We start from the raw sequence: 20,224 nt of genomic DNA, 5'->3' as shown, positions 1-20,224 counted from the left end.
CTCAGGCGGAATAAGGCAGACGCAGCACCGCGCAAGCGCCCTTTGAGGGGCGGTTGGCAAGGTGCAGGGAGCCCCGGTGGCCCTCGGCAATCTGGCGGGCGAGCACCAGACCGATGCCGCTGCCGCCGGGTTTGGTGGTGAAAAAGGGCACGAAGAGGTTGCCGCTGTGCGGCAGCCCCGGCCCCTCATCCTCCACCAGGAACTCCACCCAGCTTCCGGAAGGGTGCCAAGTCACGCGCACGCCGCCGCCCGTTTCCAAGGCCGCGTCCACCGCGTTGCGAAGCAGGTTGATGAGGGCCTGCTCCAGTTGATCGGAATCCCCCTGGAATACCACCTCTGGCCCTGGTTCCACCTGCACGGAGAGACGTGCCTCCAGCGCCGCCAGCTTTTGGACCAGAGGGCCCGCATTCACGGCCCCAAGGCGCGGTTCCGGCAGGCGGGCCAGTCGCGTGTAGGACTCCATGAAGCGGCCCAGGGCCTGGGCCCGGGATTCGATGATGGCCAGCCCCTGGGCGGCGTCCTCCTGCCACTCCGGGCCCTGCCGTTCCAGCAACATGGCGATGCTGCCGGACAGGGATTGGATCGGCGCCAGCGAATTGTTGATCTCGTGGCCCAGCACACGAATCAGGCGCTGCCAGGCCTGGCGCTCTTCTTCGCGCAACGGGCGCGTGAGGTCGGACAACACCAGCAGCTGATGCGGACGGCCCGCCTGCCGGAAGGCGCTGCGCCGCAGCTCGAAGCGGCCCACCCGTCCGGGCAGCGCGAGGTCCATCAACCGCGGCCCCTCGTCCGCCAGCGCCTCGCCCAGGCCCAGATCGCTGGCGGGAAGCCCCAGCAGCTGCTCCTGGGATTGGCCCAGGAAGGCCTCGCCGGCGCGGTTCACCAGCCGCAGGCAACCCGCCTCGTCGAAGGCGAAGACGGCGACGTCGATCTCCTCCATCACGGATCGCAGCAGGGCCGTGGCCTCCATGGCCTTGGCGCGCTGCTGCTGCAGCAGCTCCGACAGGGTATTCAACTCCCGGAACACATCGCCCAGCGCATCATCCGTGGTGGGGGTGCGGGCGCGGAAACTGAAGTCACCTTCGCGGATGGCCGCCAGCAGGTTGGAGAGCGTCTGGAGGGGACGCTCCGCCGCGGGCCCCAGTTTGCGGATGCGCCACAACGACACGATCAGAGCAGCGAAAAGCCCCAACCCAATAGCCCACCGCGGCAGGGGCGTAAAGGCCAACCCGGCGCCCAGAAAGGCCGGCAGCACCGCCACCAGGGCCCGGCGCTGGAGCGAGCGGGCGTGGTTCATCCGGAAATGCCGAGCTTCTGCATGCGGCGGTAGATGGCGCTGCGGCTCAGGCCCAGGGCCTCGGCCGCCTGGGTGGCGCTGCCGTGACGGGTGAGCGCCTTGCGGATCAGCAGGGCCTCCATGTCTTCGAGCCCCAGATCATCCAGAGTCGGACGCGCGGCATTGGGCGCCAGCAGCAGATCCGCCGCCCCCAGGGCAGAGCCCGTGGTCATCAGCACGGCCCGCTCCACCGCGTGATCCAGCTCCCGCACGTTGCCGGGCCAGGGATGGTGTTCCAGGAGGCGCAACGCGGCCTCCGAGATGCCGGTAACGGCCTTGCGATAACGCTGGGCATGCCTCTCCAGGAACAGCGAAGCCAAGGGCGCGATGTCCTCGCGGCGCTCCCGCAGGGGCAGCAGGTGGATCTCGAAGGTGTTGAGGCGGTAGCGCAGATCCTGGCGGAAGCGCCCAGCTGCGATCTCGGCTTCCAGATCGATGTTGGTGGCCGCGATCACGCGCACATCGGCCTTCTGCGTACGACTGGAGCCGACGCGCTCGAATTCTCCCGTTTCCAGCACGCGCAGCAGCTTGGCCTGCAGGCTGAGCGGGGCGTTGCCGATCTCATCCAGAAACAACGTCCCGCCGTGGGCCAACTCGAAGCGGCCCGCGCGGGATTCCCGGGCATCCGTGAAGGCGCCCTTCACATGGCCGAAGAGCTCCGATTCCAGCACGCCCTCGGAGAGGCCACCCGCATTGAGGGTCAGCAGCGGCTGGGCGGCTCGGCTGGAAGCGGCATGCAGGCACTTGGCCACCAGGCTCTTACCCGTGCCGTTCTCACCCGTGATGAGCACGCCCGCATCCGAAGGGCCCAGCCGTTCCAGCAACTGCACCACCTGCTGCATGGCCTTGGAACGCGCCACCAGCGGCGCCGCGCTCTCGCCCCGAAGCAGGGCGTTCTCGGCTTCCAGGCGTCGGGATCGGTTCAGGGCCGAGGCCAGCTCCAGCTGCGTGCGCAGCGTGGCCAGCAGACGAGCGTTCTCCCAGGGCTTCAGCACAAAGTCCTTGGCCCCACGCTTCATGGCCTCCACGGCCAGTTCCACGCTGCCCCAGGCGGTCATCACCACCACCGGCACCGTGGGCTCCATGGCCCGGATGCGCTCCAGCAGATCCAGCCCTTCCTGGCCGGAGGTGGTGTCCTTCGCGTAGTTCATGTCCATGAGCACCAGGTCCGGCGGTGCCACCTCCAGTGCCGCCAAAGCCGCAGGCGGACTGGCCACCGCATCCACCTTGAACCCTTCCGATTTCAGGAGCAGCCGCAGGCTCTCCCGCACATCGGGCTGGTCGTCGGCAATGAGGATGCGGGCGGGCATGCTCCAGTATCACTCGCTTCGCAACGCTTCTGCTGGGTTCACCCGCGCGGCTCGGAGGGCGGGGATCAGGCCCGCCAGGAGTCCCGTGAGGCCGAGACCCAGCAGCGCGAAGGCCAGTAGGCCGGGATCGGCGGGACTCACGTCCTGGAGCTGTTGCTGCAGGACGCGCCCCAGAACCCAGGCCAGGCCGCTGCCCAGGGTCAGCCCAAGGGCCAGCAGGCTGAGCACCCGCCGGAACACCAGCCCGACCAGGGCCAGCGGACTGGCGCCCAATGCGCTGCGGATGGCCCACTCCCGCCGCTGACGGGCGGCGGCCTGGGCTAACGTGCCTGCCAGGCCGATGCCCGCCAGGAAGGCCGCCAGCACGGCTGCACCCAACGTCATGCGCCGCAGAGCCCGCGGCCCCTCCAGCTCGCGCGCCGCCAGAGTCTCCAGGCTTTGAAGCTCCAGAAACCGCGCGCTGCTCTCCGCCTGCCGCGCGGCCTCCTGCACGTGAGCCCGCAGCGCCTCAATCGTGGCTCCACTGCGCACATAAACCGTGAGGAAAGATGAGCCCTCCCGTGCCAGAGCCGTGTAGAAGGTGGGCACGGCGAACTTGGCCAGGCGGCTCATGCGGGCCTCGCCCACCACGCCCACCACCGTGAGCGCCTGACCCTCGACGCTCTCGATCCGCAGTCGCCGACCAAGGGGCGACGCCTCACCCCAACAACGCCGGGCCAGGCTGGCACTCACCAGGCAGACCCCTGCCTCGTCGTCCTCTAGATTCCGTCCGGCCAGCAGGGGCAGGCGCAGGGTCCGCAGGTACTCAGGCGAAATCCCGTGCTGGTCCGCCTGGATCGCCCCTTGCCCTTCGGGCCAGATCTGCCAGCCATTGCCCTGATCGACCAGGGGCCGCGTGTTCGACAGCGCCACACCTTCCACACCAGGCACCTGGGCCAGGCTCTGGCACACCTGGCGTTGGAAGGCGGCGCTGCGCGCACGGAAGTCCTCGCCGGGACGCATTTCCAGAAGCAGGATGGCCACCTGAAGCTGTTTCAGGTCATAGCCCGGGTTCACCCCCTGGAGGCGCTCCAGAGCTTGCAAACCCAACCCCGCACCCACCAGTAATGCGAAGGCGAGTGCCAACTGGAACACCGCCAGCCCACCGCGCAAGCGGTTGCTGCCCCGGGAAGCGGAGGCGGCGCCCCCCTCCCTCAGCGCCTCGTTCAAATCAAGCCGCCCCGCCCAGCGCAGGGGCAGCAGGGCCGTGGCTCCCAGGGCTGCCACCAGCGTCAGTGCCACGGGCACCCAGACCGACCCTCGCAGCATCCCTTCCGGAAGAGCGCCGCTTCGGTGGAGCCCCAGAAGGGCGAGCGCTGCCAGCGCCGAAGCGGCCAGGATCAGGAGCGCGGCCTCCATCAGCAGGGGCGCCTTCAGACCGCCCCGGCCCGCCCCCAGGGCGGCGCGCAAGCCCCACTCCCGGGTGCGGCCCAGGTGTCGGGCCAACATCAGGTGGGCCACATTGGCGCAGGCCAGCAGCAGAATCAGCAAACCTGCTGCGAGAGGTAGCGCCAACTCCGGCGCCACGCGGCCACGCCAGTAGGCGACCAGGCCGCGGACCCGGATACCCCAAGCTGGATCCCCCGAGGGCCGGGCGGGCCCCAACTGCGGCACCAGTCGCGCCACTTCGGCCTGAAGCTGGCCCAAGCTCGATCCCTCGGCCAGCCGCCCGAACAGCCAGCAGCAGGCCACCTCGCGGCGCCGGTCACCTCCCTGCAGCACCAGCGGCTGGAAGGCGATGGCGTCATCAAGGAAGAAGGGCAGCCGCTGCTGCGGCGCCAGAACGCCCACGATCTGCCAGGGCATGCCGTCCAGGTCCAGCGTCCGCCCCAGAATCTGGGGGTCGCCGCCGAAGCGGCGCAGCCAGAAGCCGTGTTCGAGGATGAGCACGCGTGCCCCTCGGCCTTCGGTCTCCCTGGCCTCGAAGTCCCGCCCCAACCGCAGCGGCATGCCCATCACCTGGAAGAAGCCAGGGCTCACGAGGCCCGTGCGCACCTGCCGCGGGCCGTCGGCGAAGTCGACCAGGGGCCCGGCATCCCGGCAGGCAGCCAGGCCTTCCACGTGCCTCAACTCCCGGGCGAGATCCTGGAAATCCGGGAAGGAGACCGGACTCAGGAAGCTCGCGCCGCCCGCACCTTCCCCGGAGAGGCTCACGATGCGGCCCGCATCCCGCAGCTCGAAGGGCATGGCCAGCAGGTCCCAGGTCGGCGCAAGGGCCGCCAGTGCCGCCACCAGCCCCACGGCCAGGGTGAGACAGGCCGCCACGGCATAGCCCGGCGCCCGCCTCAAGGCGCGCAGGGTCTGACGGAGGAGAGGCCAACGGTTCGACATCACGCTACTCCGAGCGCAGGGCTTCCGCCGGGTTCACGCGGGCAGCTCGCAAGGCCGGAATGAGGCAGGCCAGCAGCCCCGTGGCGGTGAGCACTCCCATGGCCGCGAGCAGATCCAGAGACGACACAGCCGGAAGCCCGGCCCAATGGGACGCCGCCAGGCGGGCTAGCACCGCGATCAGCACCACACCAGAGATCAGGCCCAGGGCCAGCAGCCGGGTGCCAAGCCTCAGCACGCGCTGCGCCAGTTGCCGCGCCGTGGCGCCGAGGGCCATGCGGATGGCCAGTTCCCGACCGCGCAGCGCCACCTGCAGGTTGAGGGCCGCCCAGAGGCCGAAGCAGGCCAGCAGCAGCGAACCCAGGCCCAGGCTACCCAGCAGCCGCACGCTCTGGTTCTCGTGATGGAGGGTGGCCGCCACGTGATCTTCCAGTGTGATCACCTTGTCGGGCTCGAGGCTGGGTGCCTCTTCGCGAAGCGCCTCGCGAAGCCGCGCCGCCACCTGATGGCCCGAACCAGATCCCGAGGCCAGAATCCAGAAGTGTCCCGTGGGGATATCCGCAAGGTAGGCGTCCGAGAGCCAGATCATCGGCAGGTGGAAATCGGGATCCACCCGCATCCGATGATCCGCCACCACACCGATCACGTCGTGGGACTCGTCGGCACCGTTCGTCACCTTCCGTCCGATGGCCCCGCCCTCAGGGAAGAAGCGGCGGGCCAGTGTCTCGTTGAGGATCACGGGATCGTGCCCATCACCCTCCCGAAACCCCCGTCCCTGAAGCAGAGGCACTCCCAGGGCCTGAAACCAATCCGAGCCCACCAGGCAGGCCGGAAGGAACAGGGTTTCCCCCCGGTCTCCGCCGGAGAGGCTGAAGGTCGCGCGGCCACTGGCGTCGAGGGGCGCCACGATGCCCCGGGCCGCCGCCGTGATCTGGGGCGTGGCCCGCAGACGCGCCAGAACACGCAGGCCCAGCCCCTTGTCCTCGCCTGCATCTGCGGACAACAAGGCGCGGTGCGCGGTGGGATAGCCGGTCTTGGCCGCCCGGCGGAAGGCGCCCAGGGCCATGCTCGAGGCCACGAGCAGCAGCAGCGACAGCGCCACCTGGGCGGCCACAAACCAGCCGCCACCCTGACGGGTGTGCCCACGGCCCCCCTGCCCGGCCAGGACCCGCGTCAGATCCAGACGCCGCACCCGCAGCAGCGGAATCAGGGCCGCGACGAGCAGCGCTGCCAGGCTCAGGCCCACACCAAAGGCCAGCAGGCGCAGGTCCAGCCGCGGCAGCAGGAGGGCTTGTGAAGTCGCTTCGCCCGGCTGGAGCACGAAGCGCCGCGCCAGCACCAGGCCCGAACCCAGCGCCACGGGTGCAGCCAGCAGCGCCAGCAGCAAGGCCTCCAGCAACTGGATGCCCAGCAGGCTGCCCGTGCTGGCGCCCAGGGCGCAGCGGGTGGCCAGCTCCCGTTCACGCCGCGCCGCGCGGGCCGCGAACAGCCCGGAGGCCGCCACCACGGCCAGGAACAGCGCCATTCCCGCCGCCAAGAGCAGCAGCGACCGCTGCGGCAGCACCCGGTCCAGCAACGCCCGCTCGGCCTGGGCGGGATCCGCCGCCACATAGCGTCGCCCGGAGTTGGACTCGGGGTGGAGCTTCGCATGCAGCGTGCTGAGGCCTTCCAGGGAGGCCTGCGCCTGGGCCAGGTTGAGCCCTGGCTTCAGGCGCACCAGGGCTTGAAAGGCCGGGATGTCGCGGCTGCTGAAGAAGGCCGGCGGCAGATTAGGGGCCAAGCTCGGAAGGGCCTTCAGGGGCATCCAGCAGTCCTCCCGACGGCCCAGTTCCAGACCCTCGAAACCGGCGGGCACGATCCCCACGACCGTGACCGGCTGGTTCTGCTCGCCGATGGGAAGGGCTCGGCCGACGACGCCGGGATCCCCATGGAAGGCCGTCTTCCACAGCCGGTGGCCAAGAATGATGACGGGCGCCCCCGAGGCTTCTTCATCCGCCGTAAAGCCACGCCCCAGGCTCATCCGCAGGCCCAGGAGCGACTGCCAACCCGCCCCCACCATGGGAATCCGGACCGGCACTTTGCGCTCCCCGGCGGGCAGTGTGGAATCGGAATCCATCACGATCGGCACCAGCCCCGCGAAGGGCGTCACGGAAGCCGCCACTTCCTCGACCTGGGGCATGGAGAAGTTCTCCAGGCCCCGCTCACCCTTTTTCTCCAGGCGAAGGGTGGCCAGCTCCTCCCGCGCAGCCACCGGGAGCGGCCTCAGCAGCACGGTCTGGAGGATGGCGTGCAACGCCACGTTGGCGCCCAGGCCCAGGCCGAGCACCAGCACGATGGGCCAGGTGAACCCCGGTGAACGGTAGAGGGCGCGCAACGCCTGACGGAAGAGGGGAGCCAGGTTCGACATGACATCACTCCGAACGAAGGGCCGTGGCTGGATCCAGGCCTGCGGCGCGCAGGGCGGGGATGAGGCTGGCCAGGGCCGCGGCGGCGCAGAAGGCCAGGACGGCCAGCACCAGGATCAGCGGATCGGTAGGCGGGGTCTGGAAGAGCCGCGAAGCCACCAGACGACCCAGGATCCCAGCCACCCCTGCGCCCACCAGGGAGCCTGCCAGCACTTGGACCAGCGGGCGCTTGAGGATCGCCATCAGCAGGGCGGCCAGGCCAGCACCCAACGCCATGCGAAGACCGATCTCGTGTGTGCGTCGGGCCACCTGGCTCGACACCACGCTGGCCACACCGGAAAACCCGAGGAACAGACCCAGGCCCGCGAATAGGCCCAACAGCCAGGTCGCCTGGCGCAGATCCGCCAGGCGTTTCAGATTCAGCTCCCGCAGCGACGCGAGACCCTCCACCGAGAGCCGCGGATCCAGATCCCTCAACTGGGCCTGAAGGTGGGGTCGCAGGGCCTGGGGACTCTGATCCGTCGCCAGCGCCACCTCGTAGCGCCTGCGGGAGGATTGAACCGCAGGGAAGTAGCAGTGGGGTGTGGGCTGTTCCCGCACGTCGCCGTGGATCACATCGCCGCAGACGCCCACCACCTCGAAGGCCATGCCGTCGGGATGCTCTGCGGAGCCCATGCCGGTCTGAACGACCTGCCCCAGGGCCGATCGGCCTGGGAACAGCTGGCGGGCGGCCATCTCGCTCAGCACCGTGACCAGCGGGGCGCCGGGGCGGTCGGAGGCCTGGAGGTCACGCCCCTCCTTCAGCGGAATGCCCATGCGCTCGAACTAGCCGGGGGTCGTGCCCACCATGGTGGCCGTGGGCCAGTCCCCCATGGGGCCCGAAACCGGCAGCGACGAGACACAGGTGATCATGGTGAAACCCCTCCCGTTGGGCAGGGCGGTGCAGAAGACCGCGCTGCGCACACCCGGAAGCGTCTCCAGGCGCGCCTGGAGGTTCGATCGCATGGCTTCGACCGACGCCGCCGTGGAATAGCGGCGCTTGGGCAGGGTGAGGGTGAAGGCCACGCCCTCCCGAAGGTGGTAGCCCGGCTCGCGCCGCAGGGCCCTGAGGAAGCTCGCCGTGAACAGGCCTCCCATGGCCAGCATCACCACCGCCAGCGCGCTCTGCGCGGCCACCAGCACCCCGCGGAGGCGCCGTCCGCCCGGGGTGCTGGTGCGGGTGCCGCTGCGCAGGTCGGTGCCCAGGTCTGGATCCTGCCCCTGGCGGAGGGGAAGCAGGGCGAACAGCAGGCTCGTGAGCAGAACCAGAACCAGGGCCAGCAGCACTTCCCAGCCATCTGGCCGGACCTCCCGCAGGGTCAGCTGCTGAGGCAGGAACACCGGCAGCAAGCGCATGGCCAGCCAGGCGCCTGCGAGGCCGAGCGCGGCGGCGGGCAGGCCCACCACCAGCCCTTCCGCCAGGTGCAGCCGCAGCATCTCCCCGGGACCCGCCCCCAGGGCCCAGCGCAGGGCCAATTCCTGCCGACGCTCCAGGCTGCGGGTCAGGAAGAGGTGAGCCACATTGACGCAGGCGATGAGCAGCAGCAGGCCGGCCAGCCCCAGGGCCAGCAGCAGGCTCTTGGAGCGGTCGCCCAGCAGGTGCGTCTGCAGGTCCTCGGCCCGGTAGACCACCTGCTGATTCGTGTCGGGATGGGCCTGGGCCATGGCCTGGGATCGCGCCGCGAAATCCGCGTTGAGTTGGGCCAGGGAGACCCCAGGACGAAGGCGCGCGAGGGCCTTCAGCATGAAGCCACCTCGGTTCCCCTGCGTTCGATCCAGCACCAGGAAGGCATCCGGCATGGGCTGCGAATCGGGCATCCGGAAACCCGGCGCCGTGATCCCCGCCACCAGACGGGGCCGTCCATCCAACTGAACGCTGTGGCCCACGAGCTGGAGATCGCCTCCGAATTCACGGTGCCAGGCCTCGTGGGTGAGCACCACCACATCCGGGCCGTCCCCGAGTTGGAAGAGACGTCCGTGCTCCGGCCGCGCACCCAGCGCCGCGAGCAGGTTGATGTCCACGGGCTGAGCGCTGGTCAGACAGAAGCGGCTGCCTGCCTCCAGCTCCAGCGTGCTTGAACTGCCGAACAGCAGCAGCTCCTCGCAGACCTGGGATCCCATCTCGAGGTCAGGCATGTCCGTGGGGCTGACGGCCTCCAGAGACTCGCCGCCGAGCCGCACCGTGACTGCGGCCAGGCGGGAAGCACCTGGGTACGGAAGGGGCCGCAGCAGCACGCCGTGCACCACCGTGGCCAAGGCCAAGGCCCCGGCAAGGCCGAGGGCCAGGGTGAGGATGGCGGACAGGGCAAACCCGGGGCTGCGTCGGACGGAGCGGAGGGAGGCCCGGAGCGTGGAGACGAGTGGGTTCATGGCGGTCCTGGAAAGAGAGGCGATTCCCAGATGGGTGGCCTAATCCGCGCGCAGCGCCTGGCTGGGGTCCACCCGCGCCGCACGCAGGGCGGGAATGAGACAGGCCGTGAGGCCGATCAGGCCCAGGACGGCGAGCACCAGAAGATGGATGGCCGGATCCTGCGGGGTGACGCCATAGAGCTGCGCCTGCAGCAGCCGCCCCAGCAGCAGGGCCGCGGCCAGTCCGATCAGCAGGCCGAGCCCCAGCGTGCGAGCCCCCTGGCCAACGATGAGCGCCAGGACATCCCGGATCTGGGCACCAAGGGCCATGCGGATGCCAATCTCCCGTCGGCGCTGGGCTACCAGAAAGCTCGTGACGCCATACACGCCCACCGCCGAGAGCAGTAACGCGACCAGCCCGAAAGCACCGAAAAGCACGCCTTGGGCGCGGTATTCATCCATGCCCTGGGCGATGAGGGTGGGCATGCTGCGCACCTGGGAGGCAGGCAAGTCCGGATCCAGATCCCGCATGGCCGCCTTGAGCCCAGGGATCAGAGATTCAGGCGCGGCGTCACCTCGCAGTACCAGGGTGAAGAAGTCGATGTTGCCGCCGGTTGGATTCTGCATGGGCAGGTAGACCTGCGGCCCGGGCGCTTCTGCCAGGCGCCGCGCCCGCACATCCCCCGCGACGCCGATGATGGTCAGCCAGGGCCCGCCCGTGCCATCGAAGGAGAGCCTTCGGCCTGTGGGATCCTGTCCGGGCCAGTGGCGGTTGGCGAAGGCCGCCGACACGACGGCAGAGCCCGCTTCCGGGCCTTGGAAAGAACGCCCCCGGAGCAGCGGAATGCCCAGGGCCTCGAAGTACTCGCCGCCGATTTCCATCACTTGGGCATGAGGGCTGTCGCCGGAGGACACCTGCCCGTCCAGCTGGTAGGTGGATGTGGACGTGCTTCCCCCGAGGGGCAGGGTATCCACCACGGCCGCCGACAACACCCCAGGCGTCTCCTTCGCCCGGCGCAGCAGCCGTTCAGCGAAACCCCGCTGAAGTTCGGGCGTGCCGTACTTGGCCCGCGGCAACGCGAAGGCGGCGGTCAGCACCCGCTCGGCCCGGAATCCGGGGTCCACTTGTTGAAGGACGGAGACGCTGCGGATCATAAGCCCCGCGCCGGCCAACAAGGTGGTGGCCAAGGCCACTTCGGCCGTGACCAGCGCGCGGCGCATCCGCTTCTGGGCCTGCGCGCCGGTACCCTTGGCCCCCTCGCGCAGGCTCGATTCCAGGTTCACGCGGCTGGCCTGCCAGGCGGGCAGGAGGGCGAAGAGAAACACCGAGACAAGGGCCGTCACCAGGCTGATGCTCACCATGGTGCCATCCATGGGCGGCCCATCCAGGGGCGAGGGCGGAATGATGCGCTGCAGCGCCACCATGGCGTAGCGGGCCACCAGCAGGCCCGCCGCAGCCCCACCCAGCGCCAGGAGCGCCGCCTCTGTGAGCATCTGGGCCACGAGCTGCGAACGCCCCGCACCCAGTGCCGCCCGGATGGACACTTCCCGCTCCCGGGCGGCGCTCCGGGCCATGATCAGGTTGGCCACATTGGCGCAGGCGATGAGCAGTACGAAAAGAACAGCGCCTGTCAAAGCAAGGAGAAGCGGCCGCGCGTTGCGGGTGGCTTCCTCCTGCATGGGCACCACCTTGGCGCGGTGGCCCGCATTGGTGCCGGGATAGGCCGCAGCCAGACGCTGGATGATGCCCTCCACCTCGCGCCGGGCCGCCTGCGGGTCGACCCCGGGCTTCACGCGGCCGATGCCCCCCAGGAAGTGGGAACCTCGCTGTTCCTGCTGGACGGGAGTCAGACGCAGGGGCACGAACACCTCGGACGATCCCACCTGGTAGGGCACCCTGAATGTCGCGGGGAGGATGCCGATCACGGGCACATCCTCGCCATCCAGGCGGATGCTGTGGCCGACCAGACTCACGTCCGAGCCAAAACGGCGCTTCCAGAAACCGTGGGTCAGCACCACGGCCTTGGGACCATTCAGCTCACCCTCCGCGGCCGAGAACCCCCGCCCCAGGAAGGGCTGGATGCCCGCCACCTCGAAGAATCGCCACGTCACCCGCCCCGAGCGGACGCGCTCCGGTTCACCATCCCCCGTGAGGTTGACCGAGCCGCTGGCCACCGCCGCCGTGGCCGAGAAGGTGGTCACTTCGCGGGCCACATCCTGGTAGTCGGGCCACGACAGGTTGTCGAAGCCCGCATCCTTGAACTCCGTCACCACCATCACCCGCGAGGGATCCGGCAGGGTCATTGAGCGGAAAAGTCGCCGCTCCATGAGGCTGAACACCGTGGTGTTGGCACCGATGCCAAGACCCAGCGTCAGTACCACCATCAGACTGAAGGCCGGTGCCCGCAGCAGGCTACGAAAGGCCCAACGGAGATTGAAGAGGAAGGCGCTCATGGGATTCCTGTGGGGAATGGGAGGGCTTTGGGGGATGCGCCTCTAGGCGGTGTGCTGCTTCCGGGCCTCTTCTTCGCTGACGATGCGACCATCGAAGAGATGCACGGTGCGGTCGGCGGCGCCGGCGAAGCGCGTGTCGTGCGTCACCATGCAGATGGTCGAGCCGCGGCGGTGGAGTTCCTTCAGCAGTTCCATCACGGATTCGCCGTTGGCGCTGTCGAGGTTGCCCGTGGGCTCGTCCGCCAGCAGGATGCTGGGCTTGCCCGCCAGGGCGCGGGCCACGGCCACGCGCTGCTGCTGGCCGCCGCTGAGCTGGCTGGGCAGGTGGCGCGCGCGGTGGCTCATGCCCACGTCCTCGAGCACGTTCAGCGCGCGGGTGCGGCGTTCCGCGGCGGGCATGCCGCGATAGACCAGGGGCAGCTCCACGTTCTCAAACACCGTGAGATCACCGATGAGGTTGAAGCTCTGGAAGATGAAGCCGATCTCGCGGTTGCGGATGCGGGCGCGTTCGGCGAGCTTCAGGCCCGACGCCGGCTTCTTGTTCAGGATGTAGGTGCCGCCGGTGGGCGTGTCCAACAGGCCCAGAATGGAAAGCAGCGTGGACTTGCCGCAGCCCGAAGGGCCTGCGATGGAAACGAACTCGCCCTCGCGGATGTCGAGGTGCACTTCAGATAGGGCGTGCGTCTCCACCTCGTCGGTGGTGAAGACCTTCTTGATGGCTTCGAGGTGGATGATGGGGTCAGACATGATGGCTCCAGGTGATGTGGGGAAGAGGTGAGGATGCTTATCCTTCACGTAAGGCTGCAGAGGGTTCGAGGTGGGCGGCCCGGCGGGCGGGACCGAGGCAGGACGCCACAGCCACCGCCGCCAGCACGAGGGGCACCGCGATGAAGGTCAAGGGGTCGGCGGGCACGATGCCGAAGAGCTGAGTGGAGATCGCGTAGCCGAGGGCGAAGCCACCGGGCACACCCAGGGCCAGGCCCCAGCCCACCATGCGAAGGCCATCGCTGAGAACCATGCGGATCACCGCCTGGATTGTGGCGCCCATGGCCATGCGAATGCCAATCTCCCGGGTGCGCATGGCCACCTGGAAGCTGAGGATGCCGTACAGGCCTCCCCCCGCAAGCAGCAGCGCCAGCAGGCCGAGTCCCCCTGTGAGGTAGCCGGACACCCTGCCCACCATCATCACCATGTTGTGGGTGAGGAGTTCGTCTCCCGTTCGTGCCTGAAGCAGGGCCAGGTCCGGATCCAGGCTTCGCATGGCTTCACGAAGGGCGGGAATGAGGGTTTGGGGCGACCCCGAAGTTCGGAGGGCGATGTAGGTTCCATCAGCCGCAACCTTGCGTGACAAGGGGACGAAGACTTCGGGCACAAGGGGCTGTCCCATCGTTTGGCGCACCGGTGTGGATACGCCGACAACGCTTAACCAGGGCCCGCTGGGCCCTTCGACGGAAAGCCGCTTCCCCAGCGGATCCTCGCCAGGCCAGTGCTTCCGAGCCAAGGTTTCATTGATGATGCACACGCCGTTCACATCCTGATCCATGAACGTCCGGCCCCGGAGCAAAGGAATGCCCAGGGCCGAGAAGTAGCCAGGGGTGATCCCCCGTTCTTCACCGCTGTTCACCTGTCCCTTGGGCAGCGACTGTCCCTCAATGTCGTAGCTGCCGCCCTCGCGTTGCCCCAGGGGCAGATTCGTTGTGAGGGCTGCGGCTTGGACACCCGGGAGGCTGGCCACTTTGGCCAGGGTGACATCCAGGAAGGCCTGCCTGGCCTCTGGAACCGCGTACTTGCTGCTCGGCAGGATGAACGCCGCCGTGAGGAGGCCCCCAGGCTGGAGCCCCGTAGGCACCTCATTGAGTTTCGAGAGACTGCGCAGCAATAGACTGGCGCCGATCAGGACGCAGGAGGCCATGGCCACCTCCAGCACCACCAGGGCGCGGCGCAGCCGGTGATGGGTGCGGCCTTCGCTTCCCTTCGTTCCCTCTTTCATCAACGCGCCGGGATCCAGCCGCGCAATCCGCCAGGCGGGCAACGCGCCGAAGAGCAGGACCGCCAGGATGGAAAGGCTGATCGTGAAGACCAGCACCCGTCCATCAATGCGGACGGCGAGCAGATCGCCCAGGGGCGCCATCACTGCGGGGAATACGCCCATGACCGCCCGCGCCACCCCCAACGAACCCAGCGCACCCAGCAGGGCCAGGAGGGCACTCTCGGCCAGCATCTGTCCGACCAACTGCGAGCGACTGGCGCCCAGAGCGATGCGCGTGGCCATCTCGCGTTGCCGCTCCAGCCCCTTGGCCAACAGGAGGCTCGCCACGTTGGCACAGGCGATGAGCAGCACCAGGGCCGCGAGGCCCAGCCCGATCGCCATGGGGGTTGCAGACTGGGTGGTGATGGCACGGGTGATGGGTTCGAGCCAAGCCGTCTTCTTTCCAACCGCAACCGGAAAGCGCGCGCCCAGTTCCTCCATCACACGCTTGAGGTCCTGGTGGGCCGAAGCCATGGTCACGCCCGGCTTCAAGCGCGCGAGAAGCAGGCCAAATGGCGCAATGCGATCTGCCAGCTGAGCCGGAGAGGGGGCCACAGGGATGTAGCCATCGACCTCGAACAGCAGCATGTCGCGCAGCGATTCTGGCCCGAGGACGCCCACCACTTCGCGCGAGACACCATTCAGGCGCAGGCGGCGACCGATCACCGTGGGATCCGAGCCAAAACGGCGCTTCCACATGGCGTATCCCAATACCACGGCATCGGGCCCACCGAAGGTGCCCTCGGCCTGGGTGAACGTTCTCCCCAGCAGGGGTTTCACGTTCATCAGGGAAAACACATTCCAGGAAACCTGCCCGCCATCATAGGCCTCCGCAGGCCCATCGCCCGCCAGGGAGAGGGGTATCCGGCGGTAGAGACTCATGCTTTCAAAAGAGGTGTTCTGCTCTTGCAGATCCCTGAACTGGGCGAGGGAGAAGGCGTCCCGTTCATCACAGGGCTTCCCCTGCTCCCAGATGGCCACCACGCGGCTGGGCTCCGGCATGATGCTGGGGTTCACCACGATGCGATCAAACATCGAATAGATGGCCGTGGTGGCGCCGATGCCCAGAGCCAACGTCAGCACCGCGGCCACGGTGAAGCCCGGTCGCTGGCGCAAAGCGCGGTTGGCGTTCTGAAAGTGCAGTCGGATCGGCATCACGATGACTTCCTTTCAGTCCTGGCGAAGGGCTTCGGCCGGAGGGATGCGGGCGGCCCGCAGGGCGGGCAGGAGGGCAGCCAGAAGGGCAGCAACGGCGAGGGCGAACACCACGAAGAGGCCCAGATAGAGGGGCGGCTCGGGCAACGCGCCGAGGGTCGCACGGCCCAGGCGCTCCAGCCCCAGGCCCAGCAACCAACCGGTCACACTCGCCACCAGGGCCAGCTTCAGCGTCTCGCGCAGCACCTGGCCCAGGATGGCCAGGGGCGTGGCGCCCAGGGCCGAGCGCACGCCGAACTCGGTGCGGCGCGCCGCCACAGCGGCGGCCATGATGCCGAACACGCCGCCGGCGGCCAGCACCAGGGCCAGGGCCGCGAAGGCGGCCATGAAGGCCCGGGCCATGCGCTGGGGCCCCAGCTGGGACTGCAGCAGGGCGTCCATGGGCTGGTAATTGGCCAGGGCCAACCCCGGCGCCGCCTCCTTCAGCACCGCCTGAATCTGGCCCGGGCTGGGTGCGGGGCCCGCCACGCGGAAGGCCAGACAGAGGTCCTCGTGCCAGACGGCACCAGACTGGGCCATGGGCAGGTAGAAGAGGGGCGGCGGCGCCTGGGCGGGGCCGAACTCCCGCACGTCAGCCAGCACGCCCACCACGGTGCGGGGTTCGTCATCCACCACCAACCGGCGACCCACCACCTCGTCGGTGTGGAACGCCTCCAGGGCCAGGGCCCGGGTCACCAGCACCACCTTCTCGGAGGTGGCCGTGTCGGTGCTGGCCACATCCCGGCCCCGCAGCAGGCGCAGGCCCAGGGCCTTCACCAGGCCCGGCGTGAGGGCCCGTGCCTGGGGATCCACCCGGCGGCCATCCTCCGCAGGCAGATTCAAGTCGCTGCGAAAGCCGCTCATGGGCAGGCCGTTGCTGGCACCGGCCGCCACCACACCGGGCAGGGCCGCCAGGCGCTCCGCGAGGGCCTGAGCCAGGCGTGTGCGTTCGTCGAGCTTCACGCGGGACTGGAGGCGGAAGGTCCACACCTGGGCCCGGTCCAGGCCCAGGTCCGTGCTGAGCAGGCGGCCCAGGCTGTGCTGCAGGGAGAAGGCCCCCAGCAGGAGGCTGGCGCCCACCAGCAGCTGGGCTGACACCAGCCAGCGCCGGGCCCGTCCGGGGCCCGCGAGGCCCGGCTGGCGGCCCGCGCTGCGCAGGAGCTCGGACAGGCTGGCGCCCGGCTGGCCCACCAGAGCGCAGAGGGCGCCCAGCACAGGCCCCAGCGCCAGCGAGGCCACCACCACCGCACCATCCAGGGACAAGCCTTCCCAGCTCAGCTCGGGAAACGCCCAGGCCAGGGCCTGGCTCGTGGGCGGCAGGCAGAACCAGGCCAGCGCCAGACCGGCCCCGGCGCCCAGGAGGCCCAGCACGGCGCCTTCGGCCAGGAGCTGGCGCCGCAGCTGGGCGGGATCCGCGCCCAGGGCGCTGCGCACGGCCATCTCCGTGCGACGCCCCAGGCTCCGCGCCAGCAGCAGCGCCGCGGCGTTGTAGGCCGCCAGCAGCAGCACCAGCAGGGTGGCCCAGCGCAGAAGGCGCAGCACCCGCAGGCCCTGGCCCAGCACATCGTCCACCAGCGGGTTCAAGCCGTAGCGGATCTGATCCAGGATGTCCCGGGGTGCCTCGCCCGCGAACAGCACCTTGATGCGCGCCGTCACCTGATCCATGGCTGCCTGGCCTTGTGCCAGGGTGGCGCCGTCCTGGAGCCGCGCCACCACGCGGAGAAAGTTGCCCTGGTGGCTTTGGCTGCGTGCCACGCTCCACCGGAAGGGGCGGAACACCTCGGTGCCGTGAGCCGTGTGGAAGCTGGCAGGTAACACGCCGATGACTTCGGCCGGGTTGCCATCCAGTGAGAGGCTGCGGCCCACCACGGAAGGGTCGCCGCCGAAATGCGTACCCCAGGCCCGGTGGGAGAGCAGCACCGTGGCCGCGGCACCCGGCGCATCATCGGCGGTGGTGAAGCTGCGCCCCAGCGCCGGACGCACCTGAAGGACATCGAAGTAGTTGCCCGTCACGTCATCCAGGGCCACGTGGGCGGGAAGCTCCCGGCCCAGCGCGGCGTGCCCGGGATAGTAGGCCGCCACACCGGAGAAGACATCGGGGAACTGGCGCATGAGCTGCAGGTCGCCGGGCGAGGGGGTGCCGTGCTGGAGGGGCTCGGACACCATGCCGTTCCAGAGGCTCACCAGACGGTCGGGCCTCGGCGCGGCGAAGCTGCGCGTCATCACGCTGCGGTGCAGGGCCAGCATCCACGCGAAGCCGCCCACGCCCAGGGCCATCAACACCAAGGCGGGCACCAGGGTGCGCGGGTCGCGGAACAGGGAGGTGAGGAAACGTCGCAGTGTCATGGGATCTCAGCTAGGACTGACGGAGGGAATCGGAGGGGGGAAGGGTGGCGGCCCGGAAGGCCGACAGCAGGCTGGCTGCACTGGCACCCAGCAGCAGCACCAGGGCTCCGCCCACCAGGCTGGTGGGCTCGGCGGGCTGGGCATCCCCCAGGGTGGCGGCCAGCAGGCGGCCCGCCGCGAACGCCGCGCCGAGGCCGATCAGCACGCCCAGCGCCGTGGTGAATACCCCGCGACGCAGCACCAGCTGGAAGATCTGCAGCGCCGTCGCGCCCAGGGCCACACGAATGCCGAACTCCTTGGTGCGTTGGGCCACGATGTAACTCAACAGGCTGTGGAGGCCTGCCAAAGCCAGCAGCAGGGCCAAGCCCCCCGCGAGGCCCATGAGACGCATCTGGATGGAGACGCCCTCCACGCTCTCGTTCACCACCTCACGCATGGGACGAAGGCCCTTGGGCGGCCACTGGGGTGCCACCTCTCGCGCCACCTTCCGGAGGGCGTTCAGGTTCATGACACTGGTCGAGTCGAACTGCACCACGAAGGTGGTGGTGAGCATGCCCAGATAGGAGGGGAAGTAGGCCACCATCTGGGCCTGGTCGCTGCCGGGCCCCGCGTTGCGCACGTCCGAGACCACGCCCACCACCTCCACCCAGCGGTCGTTGTAACGGAAGGTCTGACCCAAAGGGGATTCGCCGGGGAAGAAGGTGCGCGCCAGGCTTTCGCTGATGAGGGCCGTGGGGGAATCCTCACCCTTGCGTTCGGAGGGGCTGAAGGTCCTGCCTTGGAGAAGGCGGATGCCGAAGACTTCAAAAGCCTCGGGGCTGATGGTGCGCAGCTCCACCCACTCGTCGTCCCGGTGGGGACGCTTCGGGGTCTCGCTGCCGAAATTCCAGCCCCAGTCATCCACCGGAAGCATGGCGATGCTGCCGGCCTGCTTCACACCAGGAATGGTCTTGAGGCGCGCGACCAGTTCTTCGGCTTGGCGGGCGGCCTTCTCCGCGGCCGCCTCGTCCTTGACGCTGGTGTCGCAGGTGAACACCGCCACGCCGTCGATGCGCAGGCCCAGGTTGGTGGCCAACAAGCGGCGAAGGGTACTCTGGGCCGAGGCGAAGGAGGCCAGCAGCGTGAGGGCCAGAGCCACCTGGGCCACCACCAGGGTGACGCGCAGGTGCCGCGAAGCGCCTCGGGCCAGGCCGCGCCCGCTGGCGTTGAGCAGCATGCTGAGACGCAGCTTTGACATCAGCAATCCCGGCAGGCCTGCCATGAGGAGGGCCACCAGCACCGATGCGCCCGCCATGCCTGCCAGCAGACCTGCGTCCACTGCGAGGGGATGGGCTGCCTGGAAAGCCGCACTCACCACCGGTTTCAGCATCCCGAGGGTGGCACTCGCCACGCCCACGCCCAGCAGGGCACCGGCTGCGGCGAGCAGCAGGGATTCCGCCAGGCGGGGCCGCAAGGCTGTCCACGTGCTGGCGCCGAGGGCCATGCGAAGGGCCGTCTCTTCGGCGGCGGCCATGGCCCGGGCCAGCACGGCGTTGCCCAGGTTCACCAGGGTGATGGCGACCAGAAGACCCGTGGCCAGGGCCAGGATGGTCCCCACGATCTTGTTCTGATTCCGAAGCAGCTCCGTGTACGGCGTTCCCACCAGATGGGTGACGGCCTCCTGCTGGCCCGGATGCTCTGAGGCCAGAGCCTGACCGAGGGCGGCGAGTTCAGCCTGGAATTGGGCGGGTCCCCTGCCCGGAGCCAGTCGCACGAACATCGGAAGGAAGCGGTTGTAGCGCCCGTTCCGCTGGCTTTCGGTCAAAACCAGAGGCGCGAAGAGCTGCACTTTGTTGAGGGAAACGCTGCCGGGAAGCACGCCCAGGACCGGGTGATCCAGCCCGTTGAGCCGCAGGGTCCGTGAGAGCACCTGGGGGTCCCGGGCAAAATGGGAGGTCCAGAAACCTTCGGTGAGCACCACGCCCCGGGGCGATTCCGGAGCCCAATGCACCGTGCCCAAAAGGGGTTGAACCTGGAAGACGTCGAAGAAGCCGGGGGTGACCGTGCCCACCAGAGCCTGCTCCGGTTCGCCATCTCCCGTCACATTCATGCGGTACGAACCAAAGCCAGCCACCGCGGAGACCGTGTGGAGCCGCTGTGTCAGTTCTTCGTACATGGGCCAGGAGGCCGGAAACCGGTAGTTCTTTCCATCCTGAGGCGCCCACCAGATCTGCTGGATGCGCTGGGACTCCGCATAGGGAAGATCCGTGAACATCACCGTGCGCAGCGCCCCCACCATGGCGGCGGTGGCACCCAGCCCCAGCGCCAGCACCAGCAGCACGGGGAGGGTGTACTGGGGCATGCGAAGCAGGTTGCGCAGGGCGATGCGGAGGTCCCGAATAGCGTTGTTCATGGC

At 69.1% G+C, this 20,224-nt stretch carries 11 protein-coding genes; all 11 read right to left on the bottom strand.

Annotated elements, in window-relative coordinates; genetic code table 11:
* Position 1: 1 nt before the first annotated feature.
* From Q9293_RS00890 to Q9293_RS00840, 11 genes are read right to left on the bottom strand one after another with little or no spacing between them, the layout of a single operon-like run.
* On the bottom strand, positions 2-1,297 hold the full coding sequence (locus Q9293_RS00890) for a PAS domain-containing sensor histidine kinase (protein WP_306249282.1): 1,296 nt from the start codon (positions 1,295-1,297) through the stop codon (positions 2-4).
* Positions 1,294-2,646: a sigma-54 dependent transcriptional regulator gene (locus Q9293_RS00885; protein WP_306249281.1), complete on the bottom strand. Its 1,353-nt coding sequence runs from the start codon at positions 2,644-2,646 to the stop codon at positions 1,294-1,296. Before Q9293_RS00885 ends, Q9293_RS00890 begins: the two co-directional genes overlap by 4 nt.
* 9 nt (positions 2,647-2,655) lie before the next feature.
* Positions 2,656-5,016, bottom strand: a complete 2,361-nt coding sequence (locus tag Q9293_RS00880; protein WP_306249280.1) for an ABC transporter permease — start codon at positions 5,014-5,016, stop codon at positions 2,656-2,658.
* A gap of 4 nt (positions 5,017-5,020) precedes the next feature.
* Complete coding sequence (locus tag Q9293_RS00875) at positions 5,021-7,420, bottom strand: ABC transporter permease (RefSeq protein WP_306249279.1); 2,400 nt, start codon at positions 7,418-7,420, stop codon at positions 5,021-5,023.
* 4 nt (positions 7,421-7,424) lie between these two features.
* A complete protein-coding gene (locus tag Q9293_RS00870) occupies positions 7,425-8,234 on the bottom strand; it encodes an FtsX-like permease family protein (RefSeq protein WP_306249278.1) in 810 nt (269 codons plus the stop codon).
* A 9-nt stretch (positions 8,235-8,243) separates the two neighbouring features.
* Positions 8,244-9,827 carry an FtsX-like permease family protein gene (locus Q9293_RS00865; RefSeq protein ID WP_306249277.1) on the bottom strand — a complete coding sequence of 528 codons (1,584 nt, stop codon included), beginning with the start codon at positions 9,825-9,827 and terminating at the stop codon, positions 8,244-8,246.
* 39 nt (positions 9,828-9,866) lie between these two features.
* Positions 9,867-12,260, bottom strand: a complete 2,394-nt coding sequence (locus tag Q9293_RS00860; RefSeq protein WP_306249276.1) for an ABC transporter permease — start codon at positions 12,258-12,260, stop codon at positions 9,867-9,869.
* A 42-nt stretch (positions 12,261-12,302) separates the two neighbouring features.
* Positions 12,303-13,007, bottom strand: a complete 705-nt coding sequence (locus Q9293_RS00855; protein ID WP_306249275.1) for an ABC transporter ATP-binding protein — start codon at positions 13,005-13,007, stop codon at positions 12,303-12,305.
* Between the two features lie 37 nt (positions 13,008-13,044).
* Positions 13,045-15,444, bottom strand: coding sequence for an ABC transporter permease (locus tag Q9293_RS00850; protein ID WP_306252403.1), 2,400 nt, complete (start codon positions 15,442-15,444; stop codon positions 13,045-13,047).
* Positions 15,445-15,459: 15 nt separating this feature from the next.
* The gene (locus tag Q9293_RS00845) at positions 15,460-17,829 is read right to left on the bottom strand and encodes an ABC transporter permease (protein ID WP_306249274.1); all 2,370 of its coding nucleotides are present in this window, start codon (positions 17,827-17,829) and stop codon (positions 15,460-15,462) included.
* A 10-nt stretch (positions 17,830-17,839) separates the two neighbouring features.
* A complete protein-coding gene (locus Q9293_RS00840; RefSeq protein WP_306249273.1) occupies positions 17,840-20,221 on the bottom strand; it encodes an ABC transporter permease in 2,382 nt (793 codons plus the stop codon).
* Positions 20,222-20,224 lie beyond the last annotated feature (3 nt).

The organism is Geothrix sp. PMB-07, assembly GCF_030758935.1.
GTDB lineage: Bacteria > Acidobacteriota > Holophagae > Holophagales > Holophagaceae > Geothrix.
The sequence above is the reverse complement of the archived record's forward strand: the minus strand, read 5'-3'. Positions and strand labels throughout refer to the sequence as shown.

Excerpts from the sequence above, each read along its gene's own strand:
- Q9293_RS00890 (WP_306249282.1), bottom strand. The coding sequence starts at position 1,297 with ATGAACCACGCCCGCTCGCTCCAGCGCCGGGCCCTGGTGGCGGTGCTG.
- Q9293_RS00885 (WP_306249281.1), bottom strand. The coding sequence starts at position 2,646 with ATGCCCGCCCGCATCCTCATTGCCGACGACCAGCCCGATGTGCGGGAG.
- Q9293_RS00880 (WP_306249280.1), bottom strand. The coding sequence starts at position 5,016 with ATGTCGAACCGTTGGCCTCTCCTCCGTCAGACCCTGCGCGCCTTGAGG.
- Q9293_RS00875 (WP_306249279.1), bottom strand. The coding sequence starts at position 7,420 with ATGTCGAACCTGGCTCCCCTCTTCCGTCAGGCGTTGCGCGCCCTCTAC.
- Q9293_RS00870 (WP_306249278.1), bottom strand. The coding sequence starts at position 8,234 with ATGGGCATTCCGCTGAAGGAGGGGCGTGACCTCCAGGCCTCCGACCGC.
- Q9293_RS00865 (WP_306249277.1), bottom strand. The coding sequence starts at position 9,827 with ATGAACCCACTCGTCTCCACGCTCCGGGCCTCCCTCCGCTCCGTCCGA.
- Q9293_RS00860 (WP_306249276.1), bottom strand. The coding sequence starts at position 12,260 with ATGAGCGCCTTCCTCTTCAATCTCCGTTGGGCCTTTCGTAGCCTGCTG.
- Q9293_RS00855 (WP_306249275.1), bottom strand. The coding sequence starts at position 13,007 with ATGTCTGACCCCATCATCCACCTCGAAGCCATCAAGAAGGTCTTCACC.
- Q9293_RS00850 (WP_306252403.1), bottom strand. The coding sequence starts at position 15,444 with ATGCCGATCCGACTGCACTTTCAGAACGCCAACCGCGCTTTGCGCCAG.
- Q9293_RS00845 (WP_306249274.1), bottom strand. The coding sequence starts at position 17,829 with ATGACACTGCGACGTTTCCTCACCTCCCTGTTCCGCGACCCGCGCACC.
- Q9293_RS00840 (WP_306249273.1), bottom strand. The coding sequence starts at position 20,221 with ATGAACAACGCTATTCGGGACCTCCGCATCGCCCTGCGCAACCTGCTT.